This is a genomic window from Paenibacillus sp. FSL F4-0087, assembly GCF_038020215.1.
Taxonomy (GTDB): Bacteria; Bacillota; Bacilli; order Paenibacillales; family Paenibacillaceae; genus Paenibacillus; species Paenibacillus taichungensis.
Genome location: NZ_JBBODJ010000001.1, coordinates 5,769,167 through 5,783,308 on the forward strand (window position 1 = coordinate 5,769,167; position 14,142 = coordinate 5,783,308).

Below are 14,142 nucleotides of genomic sequence, written 5' to 3' on the forward strand. Positions count from 1 at the left end.
CCAATAAATATACGATTTTGACAAAAGTATAGCCAATATTTGTGGAAAGGACAATGAATTTATCCTATCTTGATAATATGAAAAGCAACAGAGAGGAGTGGATATACGTTAAAAAGAAAAAGCGCATACAGTTAACTACTCCTATGACGCGAAATTTCAATAAGGAATTAATCACGCTTGTCATTCCCATTGCATTACAAAATCTAATCTCAGCAACAGTTATATCAGCTGATGTAGTTATGTTGGGAATGATTAGCCAATCTACAATGTCGGCCGTATCGTTAGCGGGACAAATCACCTTTGCATTAACATTGTTTTACATGGGCATGGCTACGGGAGCAGGGATTTTGACTGCACAATATTGGGGGAAGAAAGATGTTCAAACCATACAACGTATTCTCAGCACAGCCTGCTTGTTCTCATTTAGTATTTCTATTTTGTTCTTTTTAGTATCTTTTTTATATCCTGAAACGTTAATGCGTTTCTTTACAAATGATAGTGAATTAATTCGTTATGGTTCAATATTTTTAAAGATGAATTCGTTTTCTTATCTTGCAATGGGCATTTCACAAATGTATCTCAGCGTGATTAGAAGTATGGAAAATGCAAAACTAAGCGCTTGGATTAGTTCACTATGTTTAATTTTAAACATTTTGTTTAATGCGTTATGCATCTTTGTACTTTTCCCAGATAGACCTGAAATGGCAATCATGGCGGTGGCTCTCGCTACAGTTTTAGCTCGTTTTATTGAGTTGGGCTGCTGTGTTATTTATTCTGTGACGCGAGGATCGATTCGTTTTCATTTTCCTATATGGGATGGTATTCAGCGCAATCTCCTAAAGGATTTCCTGAAATACACCATGCCTGTACAAGGCAATTATATTGTTTGGGGAGGGGCACTAACTGCGACTGCCGCAATTATAGGACATGTAAGTGCTGATATGGTTGCAGCGAATTCTGTTGCATCCGTGGTTAAGAATTTAACCATTGTATTGTGTGGAGGTATTGCTAGTGGAGGTTCTATACTGGTTGGGAAATATCTAGGTAAAGGGGAGACCGAGAAAGCAAAACAGGTGGGAAGCAGGATGAATCTTTATGCTTTACTATTTGGAATAATAGCAGGGTGCACCATTATTCTGATAAAACCGCTTGTTTTCTCTATAGTAAATCTAAATGCCATATCTCAAAACTACTTGGATGGAATGTTATATATCAGTGCATTTTATTGTATTGCTAAATCCATTAATGCAACTAATATCTCAGGAATATTCACTGCAGGAGGTGACTCTAAATTTGGCTTTTGGTGTGATTCGATTGTAATGTGGGGTATTATTTTGCCGCTTGGTTATCTCTGTGCTTTTGTCTGGCACGTATCACCCCTGGTATTATATATCGTCATTAGTTTGGATGAGATTATTAAGTTGCCATTGGCATTTTACCGTTATCGCCAATACAAATGGCTAAATAATATTACAAGGACTTTTTCACCAGTAGGTTAAGAAAAAGCGGTCAAAGAACGTAAGGTTAACTTAAATAAATAGATTAGATTTAATGCAGAGGGGACTAAGACATGAATATTACAGAACGAATGGCAAGCCGACAACTGTTTACTGATCACGACGCGAATTATCCACTGGAAGCTTCTGATCTGGCTCGGGCACGTCAACGAGGAAAGGCACTATGTTATGAAATCAATCGCTTACATCCCGATGATATTGAAATGCGTAAGACTCTGATGGAACAACTTTTCGGTAGTATTGGTGAAAATGTTTGGATGGAACCTCCTATTCGCATGTCGTATGGATCAAACACTACAGTAGGCAACAATGTCTATATCAACTTTAATTTAACTGTTGTCGATGACTATAAAGTCACGATTGGAAACGATGTCATGTTTGGTCCAAATGTCACGATTGCTGTAACCAATCATCCAGTACACCCAGAAAAGCGCAAAGAAGGTGGAATGTTTGCTCTACCGGTAGTCATCGAGGATGGCGCATGGATCGGCAGCTGCGCTGTGATTGTGCCAGGTGTTACCATCGGTGCGGGTAGTGTGATCGGTGCAGGAAGCGTGGTAACCAAGGATATTCCTAGCAATGTTATCGCTGTGGGTAATCCCTGCAGGGTTCTTCGTGAAATCACCGACCATGACAGAGAGTATTACTACAAAAACATGCGTTTCGACCAAGTTGAATGGTAATGGATAACCAAGCTAATAATCAATTCTAACTTGGGACTAGACGCTACCTGGCAAGGAGAGAATATGGGAGAATGATGCCACTCATTGTTGAAATCATTTTATCAGTATGTATTTTGATTGGATTATATTGTGTAGTAGGTAGGTTGTTGGAATCCCCACGAGTTGTCAGTTACGCAGAGTATCTAGAAGAACAATTTGAAAAAAATCTTAATCTTTATGAAGAAAACACAAATTGAATATTAAAGTTTAAGATCTATAGAATGAATTGCTGTTATCCCCTTTTCGTAAACAAGAGAAAAAGACATCTGTTAAGATGGACTTAATCTTGCTGAGCGGAGGGGATTTTTTCATGGCTAAAAAAGGGAAATCTTATCCATAGTGGTAGCCAAAAGGGTTGGCTTGTATATAGATTGAACTACCGGGTGGGATAGTTTAAGCTTATTCACATTGGTTTATCATAGACCGTATTTAAACACATTAAAAAGCCGATTCTTTCCTTATGAGGGAATCGATTTTTCTTTAGCCAAAAACACGATGACATTTAATTTAAATTGAAATAGGGTGGGGAAAATGGATAAGGGATTTACATTAGCTAGTCAACTATTAACGCTGCTTGATACGGAACATAGATGGTTTACCTTAGCTGAAGTTGAAAAAAGTTTAGGTATCTCCGATAAAACCATACGTAAAATGGTTGAGGAAATCAGCAAGCAATTACCTCCTACTGTAACCATAGAAGTTTCTAGAGGAAAGGGAATCGTTCTTCGGCGAGATGGACGAAGTGAGACGATGAGTGAAGTGATTTCTTCGATGTTCAGACAAACCGTCTTTTATCGACTGATGAATGTATTGTTCACCAATGTGGATCGACTGTCCGTGGAGGAGCTAGCCGGAGTTATGTTTATGAGTACCTCATCGTTGAAGAAACTGATTGTACAATTAAATAATAATGATCTAAAAGCGTATAAGTTACGCATTACATATTCAACCCCGACAATCAAAGGGAATGAAATGAATATTCGATATTTCTATTGGAAGTTATATTGTGATGCGTATGAGTTCACAGGATGGCCCTTTGCGAATGTCGATTTTGCATATATCAATCAGTTAATCACAAATACTGAGAATGAGAAAAATATTGTGTATTTTATCAATTCCAAACGGAGATTATCTTTTTTGTTGGCCATTGTTGTGGAAAGAGTCGCTAAAGGAAAATACGTAAAAATCGACGAAAGTGCTTACCCTTGGGAAAAGGGGATGTTTTATATACCTGTGAAGACCCTCGCCAAGAGTCTTGGAGAGAAGCTTTCCATTGATTTTCCCCATAGTGAAATTTACTTTATGCAATCCCTGGTCAGTCTCAGCCAATATCATTATTATGAAGGATCAGAAATAACGCCGATGAAAGAAGTTGAATTGCATAAGGACAAAGAAGAATATCAAATGGGTAATCTGCTTCTAAGGCTACTAGCCAAAATATACCCTAACTTGGAGATGGAAGAACGATTTCTATTGGAGATATACGCGTTCTTTGACAAGTTATTAATCGATAATGCAATTCCTGAATGGATGATGATTTCACAAAGTAATTTAACGGCTTATGTTCAAAAGGAATGCCAGCAGCTTTATCAAGAACTGCAAACCTGCATGCAAACGTGGAGTAAAGCTTATCCTGCCGCCTTGTACAATAATTTTCATTTAACCAAGCTAACCTTAATTGTTCGTTCTAATTTACGTTATAAAAGGAAAAGGGCCTTCTTGGTGATTGGAGAAGAATTTTCAATTCGTCATTACATAGCGGATTTGATCAAGAAGGAAATTGGGGATCAGCTGATCATCAATACTTCCATAATGAAAGGGCTCTCCGACGAAATGATGCAGCAACATCAGATCGATTTTGTCATTAGTAATATCCCGGTAACATTGCAGACCGTGCCTGTTGTTATTATCTCTACGATCCCGTCTAAAAGAGATCTAGACAATATTCGTAAAGAACTGCTTTTATAATTTGATCAATTATTTCCCTTACCCTCCGTAAGATTTTGGTCTAGTTTGTTATGCTGAAAAATCTTATGCTCAATGTACTTTCCGAACTGGTTTTCTGAAGGCAAGTGGAAGAGATTTCGGAAAGCCTGGGTTCAACATTGAGAGTAGGAGGCAGAAATATGAGTAGGCATTTAGGCGCAAAAAAAGGAGAAATAGCGGACATCGTTTTGCTTCCGGGAGATCCTTTGCGTGCAAAATTTGTAGCAGAACACTTTTTAGATGAGGCCATTTGTTATAACGAAGTAAGAGGCATGTATGGGTACACCGGATTATACAAGGGGATACGTGTATCGGTTCAAGGGACAGGGATGGGGAATCCATCGATGAGTATCTATGCAACGGAATTGATCGTCGATTATGAAGTGAAGAAATTGATTCGTATTGGTACATGTGGCGCGATGCAGAAAGACATTAATATCCGCGATATTATAATAGCCCAATCCGTGTCTTCAGATAGTAATATGACGGATAAGATCTTCCATGGCTGTAATTATGCACCTACAGCAGATTTCTCATTGTTAATGAAAGCGTATCAACAAGCAAAAGCTAAACAAGTAAGTGTCTTTGTCGGTAACATCTATAACTCCGATGAGTTCTACCGTGAGAGCTTAGATCGACTTCACAAGTTTATGGATTTTGGTGTATTAGGAGTTGAAATGGAAAGTACAGCCTTATATACGTTAGCCGCTAAATACGGTGTGAAAGCTCTATCCATTTTGACAGTAGGCAGTCAACTGTTAACACAGGAGCACTTAACTCATCAAGAAAGTGAACAATCATTTTATGAAATGGTCGAAATCGCTCTTAACACAGCGATTGAGAGCTAATCTATCGATACGAGTACGGGTGCAAGAAAAGAGAGTGAGTAAGAAATGAAAATACTATCTGGATTGCAGTGGATGATGTTTATGATCGCAGGTGCAATTGCTGCGCCAATTGCTATCGCAGATTTATATAACCTAACACCTATGGAGGCTTCTGGACTCATCCAGAGCACACTGATTACTTTAGGAATAGCTGGATTTTTACAAGGCGTCATCGGCCATAAATTCCCTATTCATGAAGGTCCAGCAGGGTTATGGTGGAGTATTTTCACCATTTACGCAAGTTTAGTGGGGGTATTGTATTCTTCGAATATTGCTGCCCTGCAAGCTTTAAGTGGGGGAATGATCTGTAGTGGAGTTTTATTTATCCTAATCTCAGCATTTAAGCTAATGGATAAAATCGCTCGTCTATTTACGCCAACGGTCACTTTTATATATTTGCTCTTATTGATCTTTCAATTAAGCGGTTCTTTTATGAAAGGTATGATGGGGATCACGTCAAGCCACACCTTGTTAGATGTGAAAGTGTTCGTACTGAGTGTGATTGTGATTTGCATTACCTTTGGGTTAGGGAACAGTCGCTTTGTTTTGCTGCGCCAATTTTCAGTAATAATCAGTATATCGATAGGCTGTTTATTGTTTATCATATGCGACAAGATGCCGGTGATTTCACCGGCGGATACGCTATTTAAACTGCCCAAAATATTTCCTTTTGGAAGTCCAAGATTTGATAGCGGAACAGTCACAACTGCCTTTCTATTAACACTATTATTAATAACCAATGCGCTTGCGTCTATTCGGTTGATGGAGACCGTTATGAAACAAAAGAAATTGGATCATAATCGTTATTTGCGTGCCGGATTTGCTTCTGGCATTACCCATTTTATTGGTGGCAGTTTCGGAGCGATTGGTTCAGTGCCTATTTCAGGAGCGGCGGGATATGTTGAACAAACAGGAATGAGGGAACGGAAATCGTTTTTAATTGGATGCATCTTAGTCATCTCTGTATCCTTGTTTCCGCCAATAATGAACGTAATTTCCGGTATCCCAGCGCCTATAGGCTATGCCGTTACATTCGTCATCTTTGTGAAGATGGTTGGATTATCGCTGAAGGAATTGAAGAAGGTTCTGCATGAAGAACGAACATTTATTGTTAGCGGAGTTTCTCTTTTAGTTGGTGTGGGTTTAATGTTTATTCCAACATCCGCTACGAGCCATTTATCTCCGATTGTAATAGCCATTTTGAATAATGGGTTAATTTGCGGAAGTCTATTGGCGATTATTTTGGAACAAGCGTTAAAGTGGAAAGATGCAAATCGATATGAGGATTCCAAAAAAAGTATCGATAATTTGGAGGGTTAATTATGCATTATCTAATTTCTGTTGTTGGTCTGGTTATTGTTCTATTATTGGCCTGGCTTGCGAGTAATAATAAGCGGAAAATCAAATATCGTCCAATCATCATAATGATTGTTATTCAGTTAGCTTTGGGATTAATTATACTAAAAACGAGTATAGGCGAATTCTTAATCAAAGGGTTTGCCGATAGTTTTTCGAAATTACTCGGATATGCCAACGAAGGAACGAACTTTGTTTTTGGTGGGATTGCCAATGAAGGAGCTCATACCTTTTTCCTGTTTGTGTTGATGCCAATTGTTTTCATGTCAGCATTAATAGGAATCCTGCAACATTACAAAATACTGCCGTTCATTATCAAGTATATTGGTCTGGTGCTAAGTAAAGTAAATGGCATGGGGAAATTGGAATCTTATAATGCGGTTGCAGCCGCAATTGTAGGTCAAAATGAAGTATTTATTTCTGTGAAAAATCAGCTTGGATTATTACCAAAACATCGCTTGTATACATTATGTGCATCTGCAATGTCAACGGTATCCATGTCCATTGTTGGTTCATATATGACCATGCTGGAACCTAGATATGTAGTAGCTGCATTAATATTAAACCTATTTGGCGGCTTTATCATTACATCCATCATTAATCCGTATGAAGTTACAGCCGAAGAAGATATTGTTGAAGTTCAGGAAGAGGGCAAACAAACGTTTTTTGAAATGCTGGGCGAATATATTATGGATGGCTTTAAGGTAGCCATTGTAGTTGGGGTAATGTTAGTTGGTTTTGTTGGAATCATTGCTTTAATTAACGGGGTCTTCAGCGGCATATTTGGTATCTCGTTTCAAGGAATTCTAGGGTATGTCTTTGCACCAATTGCCTTTATGATCGGAGTACCATGGCATGAGGCGGTTCATGCTGGAAGTATTATGGCCACGAAGCTGGTTGCGAATGAATTTGTTGCCATGCTTGACTTTGTTAAGATTCAAGACGGTTTAAGTGGGCGTACTACAGCCATTGTTTCCGTTTTTCTAATCTCATTTGCTAACTTTGGGTCCATTGGTACTATCGTGGGTGCAGTAAAAGGATTGAATGAAAAACAAGGGAATATTGTTGCTCGTTTTGGATTGAAACTTTTATATGGCGCAACACTTGTAAGCGTTTTATCTGCCATAATTATCGGAATTATATTTTAGTTGAATCATTTTCTTTTGAATACAATTTGACTCGAAATAGGGCTGTTCCAAAAGGACGGTTGATGTCGAGGGATATAAAATTATCACATTAAAGTCGCTAATTTTAGCGGCTTTTTTTCGTGTGTTTACTCAAATTCGGAACGACGAATTGGATGCAGTCCACACCAGTCACGAGCAGTCAGACCATGGTTTTCAGCCTGAACTGTACATTGGATAATTACAGACTATCAGTCCAATATGTTCGATCGATCTATTCGTCTTACTCACAGATCAACCTATTAAATTTAAGAAAGTATATATTGACAGGGAAAAAAATGTGTATTACATTTAATCCCGTACTTTTTAAACATTTATCTTTAAAAAGTAATTTGGAATGAGAATAGGTATTATATGTTAGTTATTCTTCACTTCGCAATGGGTCAGAACAGCGTCTGCAGAAGATACATAGTTAGCGTACATATTCAATATTTGATTTTGGGAGGACAATTAGATGGCTTTATTATTCAAAAATCGGGGCGCTCTGCTGCTTCTGATGTTTAACCTATTCTTAGTCTTTGCTGGCATTGGTCTGGTTATACCAGTGATACCGCAATATATTACTATTTTAGATATTAACGGAACGATTGCTGGTATGCTTACTGCTTCATTCGCATTTACACAGTTGGTTTTCTCACCACTGGCGGGACGATTATCCGATTCCTTAGGACGCAAGCGAATGATTGTCGCCGGAATGCTAGTTTTCGCCTGTGCCGAGGTGATATTCGGGTTAGCTGACTCAGCTCTGCTACTTTTTGTTTCTCGGATGATGGGGGGCGTTAGCGGAGCACTCATCATGCCAACGGTTATGGCTTATGTGGCAGATGTAACCTCCGAGGAAGATCGAGCCAAGGGAATGGGATTCATTAACGCTTCGATCTCGACAGGCTACATCATTGGCCCTGGCATCGGGGGATATATTGCCGAATTCGGTATCCGCGTTCCGTTCTATGCTGCGGGGGTCGCTGGTCTGATCGCTGCGATCCTCACTATGATTGTCCTGCCGGAATCACTGTCGTCTATAGTAAAGGGTGATAAGAATAGATTGGCTAATCTGGAACCCAAACGAAGTCTAATTCAGCAGTTGCGTTCTACTTACCGCGAGCCTTATTTTATCAGCTTAATTATTGTGTTCGTCATGTCCTTTGGACTTGCCAACTATGAAGCGGTATACGGTCTGTTCGTTGACCATAAGTTTGGCTTCACACCAAAGGATATTGCCTTCATTTTCACATTCGGCTCCATTGGAGGCGCGTTGGTTCAGTTAACCATTTTCGGCTGGATTATAAGCCGTTATGGTGAGAAAGCAGTCATTACAGTTTGCCTGCTACTTGCCGGGGTATTTGTCCTGTTGACGTTATTTGTTCACCAATACTGGCTGATCTTCGCCGTCACCTTTGTTGTATTCTTGTCCATCGATATTTTGCGCCCAGCCATCAGCACTCAAATGTCCATGGTCGCAAAAGAACATCAAGGATATTTGGCTGGACTTAACTCCGCTTTTACCAGCCTTGGGAATATCATTGGGCCGGTAGTAGCTGGACTGATGTTTGATATCAATGTTAACTACCCTTATGTGGTTGCCGGAATCATTCTGATTCTTTGCTTCGGGCTTACACTACGCACAGGAATCAAGCGCGTACAGCGTGCACGTGTTTAACGATTTTCAGAAGACAATGCCAGTAATTCAATTCATACAAATTTGGACATTCTACTGCTATAATCAGATTACTTTTAAACCAAAAGTGATTGACGGGAAAATATTAGCGTTTGGAGTGTTGGTTATGGGAAGAGAATTAGTTGTGAATGAAAATATGTATGGGTATGTGGAGGACAAGGAAATTTCAAAACCTATTATTACGGAATACTGTTCTTTTAATGAAAAGGGCAGTATTTTCCCTCCTCATTGGCATGAACAACTTATGATTTTATATATTGAAAAAGGAAAGATGATTCTCCAGGCTGGTAATCAACAGATAATAGGAGAGCAAGGTACAATTTTAATTGTGAACCCTAATGTAATTCACTCAGGGGAAAATATAAATTCGGACTTAGCATATTATTTATTCAAAATTGACCTTTTATTGCTTTTAGGAAATCAGCCTGATTTACAACAATCCATATACACTGAACTGCTCTTAAAGAATCGATTTCTGTTTGAGGAGAAGATCACGGAGGATGAATTTATCCTTGGCAGTATACAGAAGATGATCCGAGAGTATGAGGAGAAGAAGGAAGGATTTGAGCTTGTTTTAAGGGGATTAACTTATCAAATATTGACTGATCTTATCCGATCTTATACAAAGAAAATACCAGAGCAATCAGAAATAGATATCCAGTATAGAAAATTAAATCAAATTAAGTCAGCCATTAAACATATGGAGAAACATATTTCTGAAAAAATCACATTAGATGATCTTTCAAAGGTTTCTCATTTAAGTCCAGTCCACTTTTCAAGAGTTTTTAAAACGGTGTCAGGTTTCCCGCCGATGGATTTTCTAAATCAGATGCGTGTTCAAAAGGCAGCACAGCTTTTGATAACCACGGATAAGACGATTATTGAAATCGCATTGGAAGTAGGTTTTAATGACGGTAACTATTTTAGTAGAATCTTTAAAAAAATTAAAAATGAAACTCCTAGCAATTTTAGATGCAAATATCTAAAACGCTAAGTGTTTTCTTTTTTTTCTACGTAGTTTAACTCTGCGAAATTCTTTCTTGCTGTAAAGAAGACATGTAATAATTTTCTGAGATAATATTGTGCTACATTGTGTTGTTATTATCCACGCCTCAAAAATTTCATGATGATAAATTATATAAGTAAAAGAAAATCATGAAATTTAAAGAGAAGAGGAATAGAAATGAAGATTTTTGTTACGGGAGCAACCGGGTTTGTAGGCTCTGCTATTGTTCAGGAATTAATTCGTGCGGGTCATGAGGTGCTAGGGCTTGCTCGATCAGAAGCAGCTGCTCAATCACTTAGCGGAATAGGTGCACAAATTCATAGAGGCGATATGGAAGACCTAGATAGTTTGCGCAGTGGAGTATCGGCGGCTGATGCAGTTATTCATACTGCATTTAATCACGATTTCTCAAAATTCAAAGAGAACTGTGAGAAGGATAAGAGGGCTATTGATGCTATGAGCTCTGTTTTAGCTGGTTCAGACCGTCCGCTTATTATTACATCTGCCCTGGCAGTTCTTCCAAAAGGGAGACTCGTAACCGAAGATACGTTGCCGGTGTTCAGGCCACATGCTAATCCTCGTATCGCTTCAGAAGAGGCAGCTGAGGTAGCGAAGGAGAAAGGGGTTAATGTTTCTATAGTTCGGCTTCCGCCTTCCGTACATGGAAATGGTGATCGTGCTTTTATCCCAACACTAATTGATTTAGCTCGTAATAAAGGTGTTTCGGCTTTTATTGAAGAAGGAAATAATTGTTGGCCGGCGGTACACAGGCTTGATGCTGCTCAACTATTTAGGCTGGTTCTGGAGAGCGAAACAACAGGGGTATATCACGCAGTTGCAGAGGAGGGTGTAGCTTTTAAAGAAATAGCTGCTGTGATAGGGGAAAGACTTAACGTTCCTGTTAAAAGCATAGCTCGCGAGGAAGCTAACAACCATTTCACATGGTTTACTCATTTTGCTGAAATGGATCTAAATTCTTCAAGTGAAAAACGAAAGAAAAGCTAGGATGGAAACCAAAACAACATGGGCTTCTTAATGATATAGATAGCTTGAACTATTTTAAACTAAAAGGCTAATAAGCAATTAATGAATATTATGTTCAATTCCGTAACGACCGATCTCCATACATTAATTTTGTTCAAGCAAGCATGTTCACAAAAGCAGGATAATTTAGGAATCATGTGGAATAAGTATACAACTTTACCGAATTTGGAGGTCGTGAAATGGCGTTTCCGACACATATTGTCTCATCTGGTGGAATTGTAGAAGATGGAAAAGGAAATATCCTATTAGTAAAAGCCCATGACGATGGTTGGGTGTATCCTGGTGGTATAACTGAAGTTGGAGAAAATCTGATTGATGGCGTGATTCGTGAAATTAAAGAGGAAAGTGGAATAGATGCCGAGGTTAACCATTTAATTAATGTTGTTTCGAATACAGCGGTACATAAGTGGTATGACGGTGTAACTGATGTTCCTACGAAAGTGATGTTTGATTTCGTGTGCAAGGCTGTAGGTGGAGAGTTAGCGACTTCTGATGAAACGAGTGAATGTAGGTGGGTTCCCAAGGGAAATGTTCTGGATTGGATCACATTACCTGCCATCCGTATGCGTTATGAAGCTTATTTGAATTTTAACGGTTCTGTGAATTATATCGAATACGTCACGGGAACAATGTCAGAATGTGATATCAAGCTTCAAAGGCGTGTTTAAAGTGTACGAAGGATCAAACAAGAACATAGCTCCAACCTAAGTCGCTATAATAGCGGCTTTTTTATTGTTGGACCAAGTTCTTGCTCCAAACTGAGGACAAGAACTTGATCTGATCATTAAACTCAACAAATACTCACTGAATAAATAACATCAAATGATATCCTCTCAATATCCTACAGAGCGGTCCCTAGATGTCCTTGATGGATGCTGTTTGCGAAATTCTTTCGCGAATGTCTTCTTCAGTTCGTGGGACAAGAAAATCTACCATCAATTCCGCGTTTGCTTGCACTTCCTCGATGAAAGGACGGAAACTCTGATTATATTCTTGGAACGCAAGTTCATAGTTCCCATGGTTTTTATGGAAAGCATCAGCCAAGGCTGCCGCTCCATCGATTGCGAGTGATCCACCCATGCCAGCAGCCGGAGAGGCGCAGTATCCAGCATCACCGACTAGCGCTACCCTGCCTTTTGTCCACGAGGGCATTTTCATTTGGCACAGTTTGTCAAAGTAAAAAGTTTTGGAGTTCTTCACTTCTTCCAGCAATTCTGGCGTTCGCCAGCCTAGTCCGGAAAATTGATTCAAAATGATATCCCGCTGCTGTTCCTCGTTTCGGTAGTCGTAGGGGAGCTCCTTCTCCGAAGAAAAGCAGAGCACGATATCGGTTTTATTGTTATAAGAGTTCAGCATGACCGCCTTGCCCGGCTCGTTGTACATTTGTGTCGTATTCTCCCGGATCAACAACTTATCCACGATGGTGATAGAGAAATACGTTTTAAGAAAATGCGAAAATTCCGCTTCCTCGCCGAACCATAATTTTCTGACGACCGAATGAATACCATCACAGCCGAACACCAGGTCATAAGAGCGTTTTTGTCCTCCTTTGAAAGCTACCTCAACGCCATTAGCTTCTTCCTTCAAAGACGTAATACTATTCCCGAAAATAAACTCAACGTCATCTTGGACAGCCTCGAACATGATATCCAGCAATACATCTCGCTCAATTTCATATTCATCTTCTGCAAGCTGCTCACGGATTTCGACTCTTTCAGTGACATCATCGGAATTTTTGAATTCCATTAATTCCATGTCTATTTTATTCGACTGGATTTGGTCTAGAAGCCCCATACGTTTTGCAATGTCGGCGGTATTTTCGCGGATATTTACAGGTGTGCCGCCTTTTTTAAGACCTTCAGCAATCTCAACAACGGTCACGTTGTAGCCAAACTGCTTCATCCAGTAGGCTGTTGAGATGCCGGCGAAACTCGCCCCGCTAACTAGAATATTTTTTATCATATTCGTTCCTCCCATGATCCATAATAGTTCTAATGATGTTGTATAGAATAAAATAGCTTTGTGAACTGAATATGAATGGCTCGTGCAGAGCCAGTCGTTGATATTTTCCTCAAGAAAAGCCAAGTTTGATTGTGGGGAGTATCGCTCCACTAATAATTATGGATATGGGTTGTATGAAGTAAGCATGAAGCCTGCCAAAAATACAGGCATCGTATATCATCCTTTTTCCCCTACACAGGACCTGCTCATGGCACGCAATGGGATGAGATTGATATTGAATTCTTAGGAAAAGACACGACCAAAGTACAGTTTAATTATTTTACGAATGGGGTCGGTGGTCATGAGAAGGTTATTAACCTTGGCTTTGATGCATCACAGGGATTCCATACCTATGCTTTCGACTGGCAACCAGCAATATCCCCATAACTCCCGGTAAAATTATGAAGAAACATATGGAATGGGACCGGGATTGATAGTTGGTTAGGTGCTTATAACGGTGCCAATCCATTGTACGCTGAATACGATTGGGTTAAATATACGAGTAATTAGTTATGCAGAAGCAGCCGCTCAGCGGTTGCTTTTGTTTTTTCAAGAGCACGAGGTACCTCCTGAAAAGAAATTTCGAGTAGAAGATGTTAATGAAATTATCGGCAATTCCGATAAAAATAGCTGAGGGGATTATGGAAGAATGCTCTGGGCAGCCTAGGGGCAAGCGATTCATATACAGTTCATAAATGCAATTTACAATAAGATAAATTCTTGTTAGTAACGTGTTTTACGAAAAGCTGCTTATTACAGAT

At 39.3% G+C, this 14,142-nt stretch carries 11 protein-coding genes and 1 pseudogene; 11 read left to right on the forward strand and 1 reads right to left on the reverse strand.

What is annotated here, in order from left to right; all coding sequences use genetic code 11:
• The first annotated feature begins 53 nt into the window (after window positions 1-53).
• From MHB84_RS26495 to MHB84_RS26540, 10 genes are all read left to right on the forward strand, one after another.
• Window positions 54-1,499 carry an MATE family efflux transporter gene (locus tag MHB84_RS26495; RefSeq protein WP_256716911.1) on the forward strand — a complete coding sequence of 482 codons (1,446 nt, stop codon included), beginning with the start codon at window positions 54-56 and terminating at the stop codon, window positions 1,497-1,499.
• A 71-nt stretch (window positions 1,500-1,570) separates the two neighbouring features.
• Window positions 1,571-2,200: a DapH/DapD/GlmU-related protein gene (locus MHB84_RS26500; RefSeq protein WP_076291402.1), complete on the forward strand. Its 630-nt coding sequence runs from the start codon at window positions 1,571-1,573 to the stop codon at window positions 2,198-2,200.
• 570 nt (window positions 2,201-2,770) lie between these two features.
• Window positions 2,771-4,207 (forward strand): helix-turn-helix domain-containing protein, encoded by a 1,437-nt coding sequence (locus MHB84_RS26505; protein ID WP_076291401.1) that lies wholly within the window; start codon window positions 2,771-2,773, stop codon window positions 4,205-4,207.
• A 158-nt stretch (window positions 4,208-4,365) separates the two neighbouring features.
• A complete protein-coding gene (gene deoD, locus MHB84_RS26510) occupies window positions 4,366-5,073 on the forward strand; it encodes a purine-nucleoside phosphorylase (protein ID WP_076291400.1) in 708 nt (235 codons plus the stop codon).
• A gap of 45 nt (window positions 5,074-5,118) precedes the next feature.
• Window positions 5,119-6,432 (forward strand): purine/pyrimidine permease, encoded by a 1,314-nt coding sequence (locus MHB84_RS26515; protein WP_076291399.1) that lies wholly within the window; start codon window positions 5,119-5,121, stop codon window positions 6,430-6,432.
• A gap of 2 nt (window positions 6,433-6,434) precedes the next feature.
• Window positions 6,435-7,616, forward strand: a complete 1,182-nt coding sequence (locus MHB84_RS26520; RefSeq protein ID WP_076291398.1) for a NupC/NupG family nucleoside CNT transporter — start codon at window positions 6,435-6,437, stop codon at window positions 7,614-7,616.
• Between the two features lie 490 nt (window positions 7,617-8,106).
• The gene (locus tag MHB84_RS26525) at window positions 8,107-9,312 is read left to right on the forward strand and encodes an MFS transporter (RefSeq protein ID WP_076291397.1); all 1,206 of its coding nucleotides are present in this window, start codon (window positions 8,107-8,109) and stop codon (window positions 9,310-9,312) included.
• Between the two features lie 16 nt (window positions 9,313-9,328).
• Entirely contained in the window at window positions 9,329-10,324 is a 996-nt protein-coding gene (locus tag MHB84_RS26530; RefSeq protein WP_143764814.1) for a helix-turn-helix domain-containing protein, read from the forward strand.
• Between the two features lie 189 nt (window positions 10,325-10,513).
• Window positions 10,514-11,341: an SDR family oxidoreductase gene (locus tag MHB84_RS26535; RefSeq protein WP_256716910.1), complete on the forward strand. Its 828-nt coding sequence runs from the start codon at window positions 10,514-10,516 to the stop codon at window positions 11,339-11,341.
• 218 nt (window positions 11,342-11,559) lie between these two features.
• Window positions 11,560-12,048, forward strand: a complete 489-nt coding sequence (locus tag MHB84_RS26540; RefSeq protein WP_076291395.1) for an NUDIX hydrolase — start codon at window positions 11,560-11,562, stop codon at window positions 12,046-12,048.
• A 187-nt stretch (window positions 12,049-12,235) separates the two neighbouring features.
• Here the strand turns inward: MHB84_RS26540 and MHB84_RS26545 are convergent, their stop codons facing one another.
• Entirely contained in the window at window positions 12,236-13,342 is a 1,107-nt protein-coding gene (locus MHB84_RS26545; protein WP_076291394.1) for an FAD-dependent monooxygenase, read from the reverse strand.
• A 121-nt stretch (window positions 13,343-13,463) separates the two neighbouring features.
• Here MHB84_RS26545 and MHB84_RS26550 point away from each other — a divergent pair.
• Window positions 13,464-13,891: pseudogene (locus tag MHB84_RS26550) on the forward strand (family 16 glycosylhydrolase); the annotation flags it as partial.
• Between the last annotated feature and the right edge of the window lie 251 nt (window positions 13,892-14,142).

Bases quoted from the DNA above. Each gene is read 5' to 3' on its own strand.
- MHB84_RS26530 (WP_143764814.1), top strand. From the start codon at position 9,329: ATGCCAGTAATTCAATTCATACAAATTTGGACATTCTACTGCTATAAT.
- MHB84_RS26535 (WP_256716910.1), top strand. From the start codon at position 10,514: ATGAAGATTTTTGTTACGGGAGCAACCGGGTTTGTAGGCTCTGCTATT.
- MHB84_RS26520 (WP_076291398.1), top strand. From the start codon at position 6,435: ATGCATTATCTAATTTCTGTTGTTGGTCTGGTTATTGTTCTATTATTG.
- MHB84_RS26525 (WP_076291397.1), top strand. From the start codon at position 8,107: ATGGCTTTATTATTCAAAAATCGGGGCGCTCTGCTGCTTCTGATGTTT.
- MHB84_RS26505 (WP_076291401.1), top strand. From the start codon at position 2,771: ATGGATAAGGGATTTACATTAGCTAGTCAACTATTAACGCTGCTTGAT.
- MHB84_RS26540 (WP_076291395.1), top strand. From the start codon at position 11,560: ATGGCGTTTCCGACACATATTGTCTCATCTGGTGGAATTGTAGAAGAT.
- MHB84_RS26500 (WP_076291402.1), top strand. From the start codon at position 1,571: ATGAATATTACAGAACGAATGGCAAGCCGACAACTGTTTACTGATCAC.
- MHB84_RS26515 (WP_076291399.1), top strand. From the start codon at position 5,119: ATGAAAATACTATCTGGATTGCAGTGGATGATGTTTATGATCGCAGGT.
- deoD (WP_076291400.1), top strand. From the start codon at position 4,366: ATGAGTAGGCATTTAGGCGCAAAAAAAGGAGAAATAGCGGACATCGTT.
- MHB84_RS26545 (WP_076291394.1), bottom strand. From the start codon at position 13,342: ATGATAAAAAATATTCTAGTTAGCGGGGCGAGTTTCGCCGGCATCTCA.
- MHB84_RS26495 (WP_256716911.1), top strand. From the start codon at position 54: ATGAATTTATCCTATCTTGATAATATGAAAAGCAACAGAGAGGAGTGG.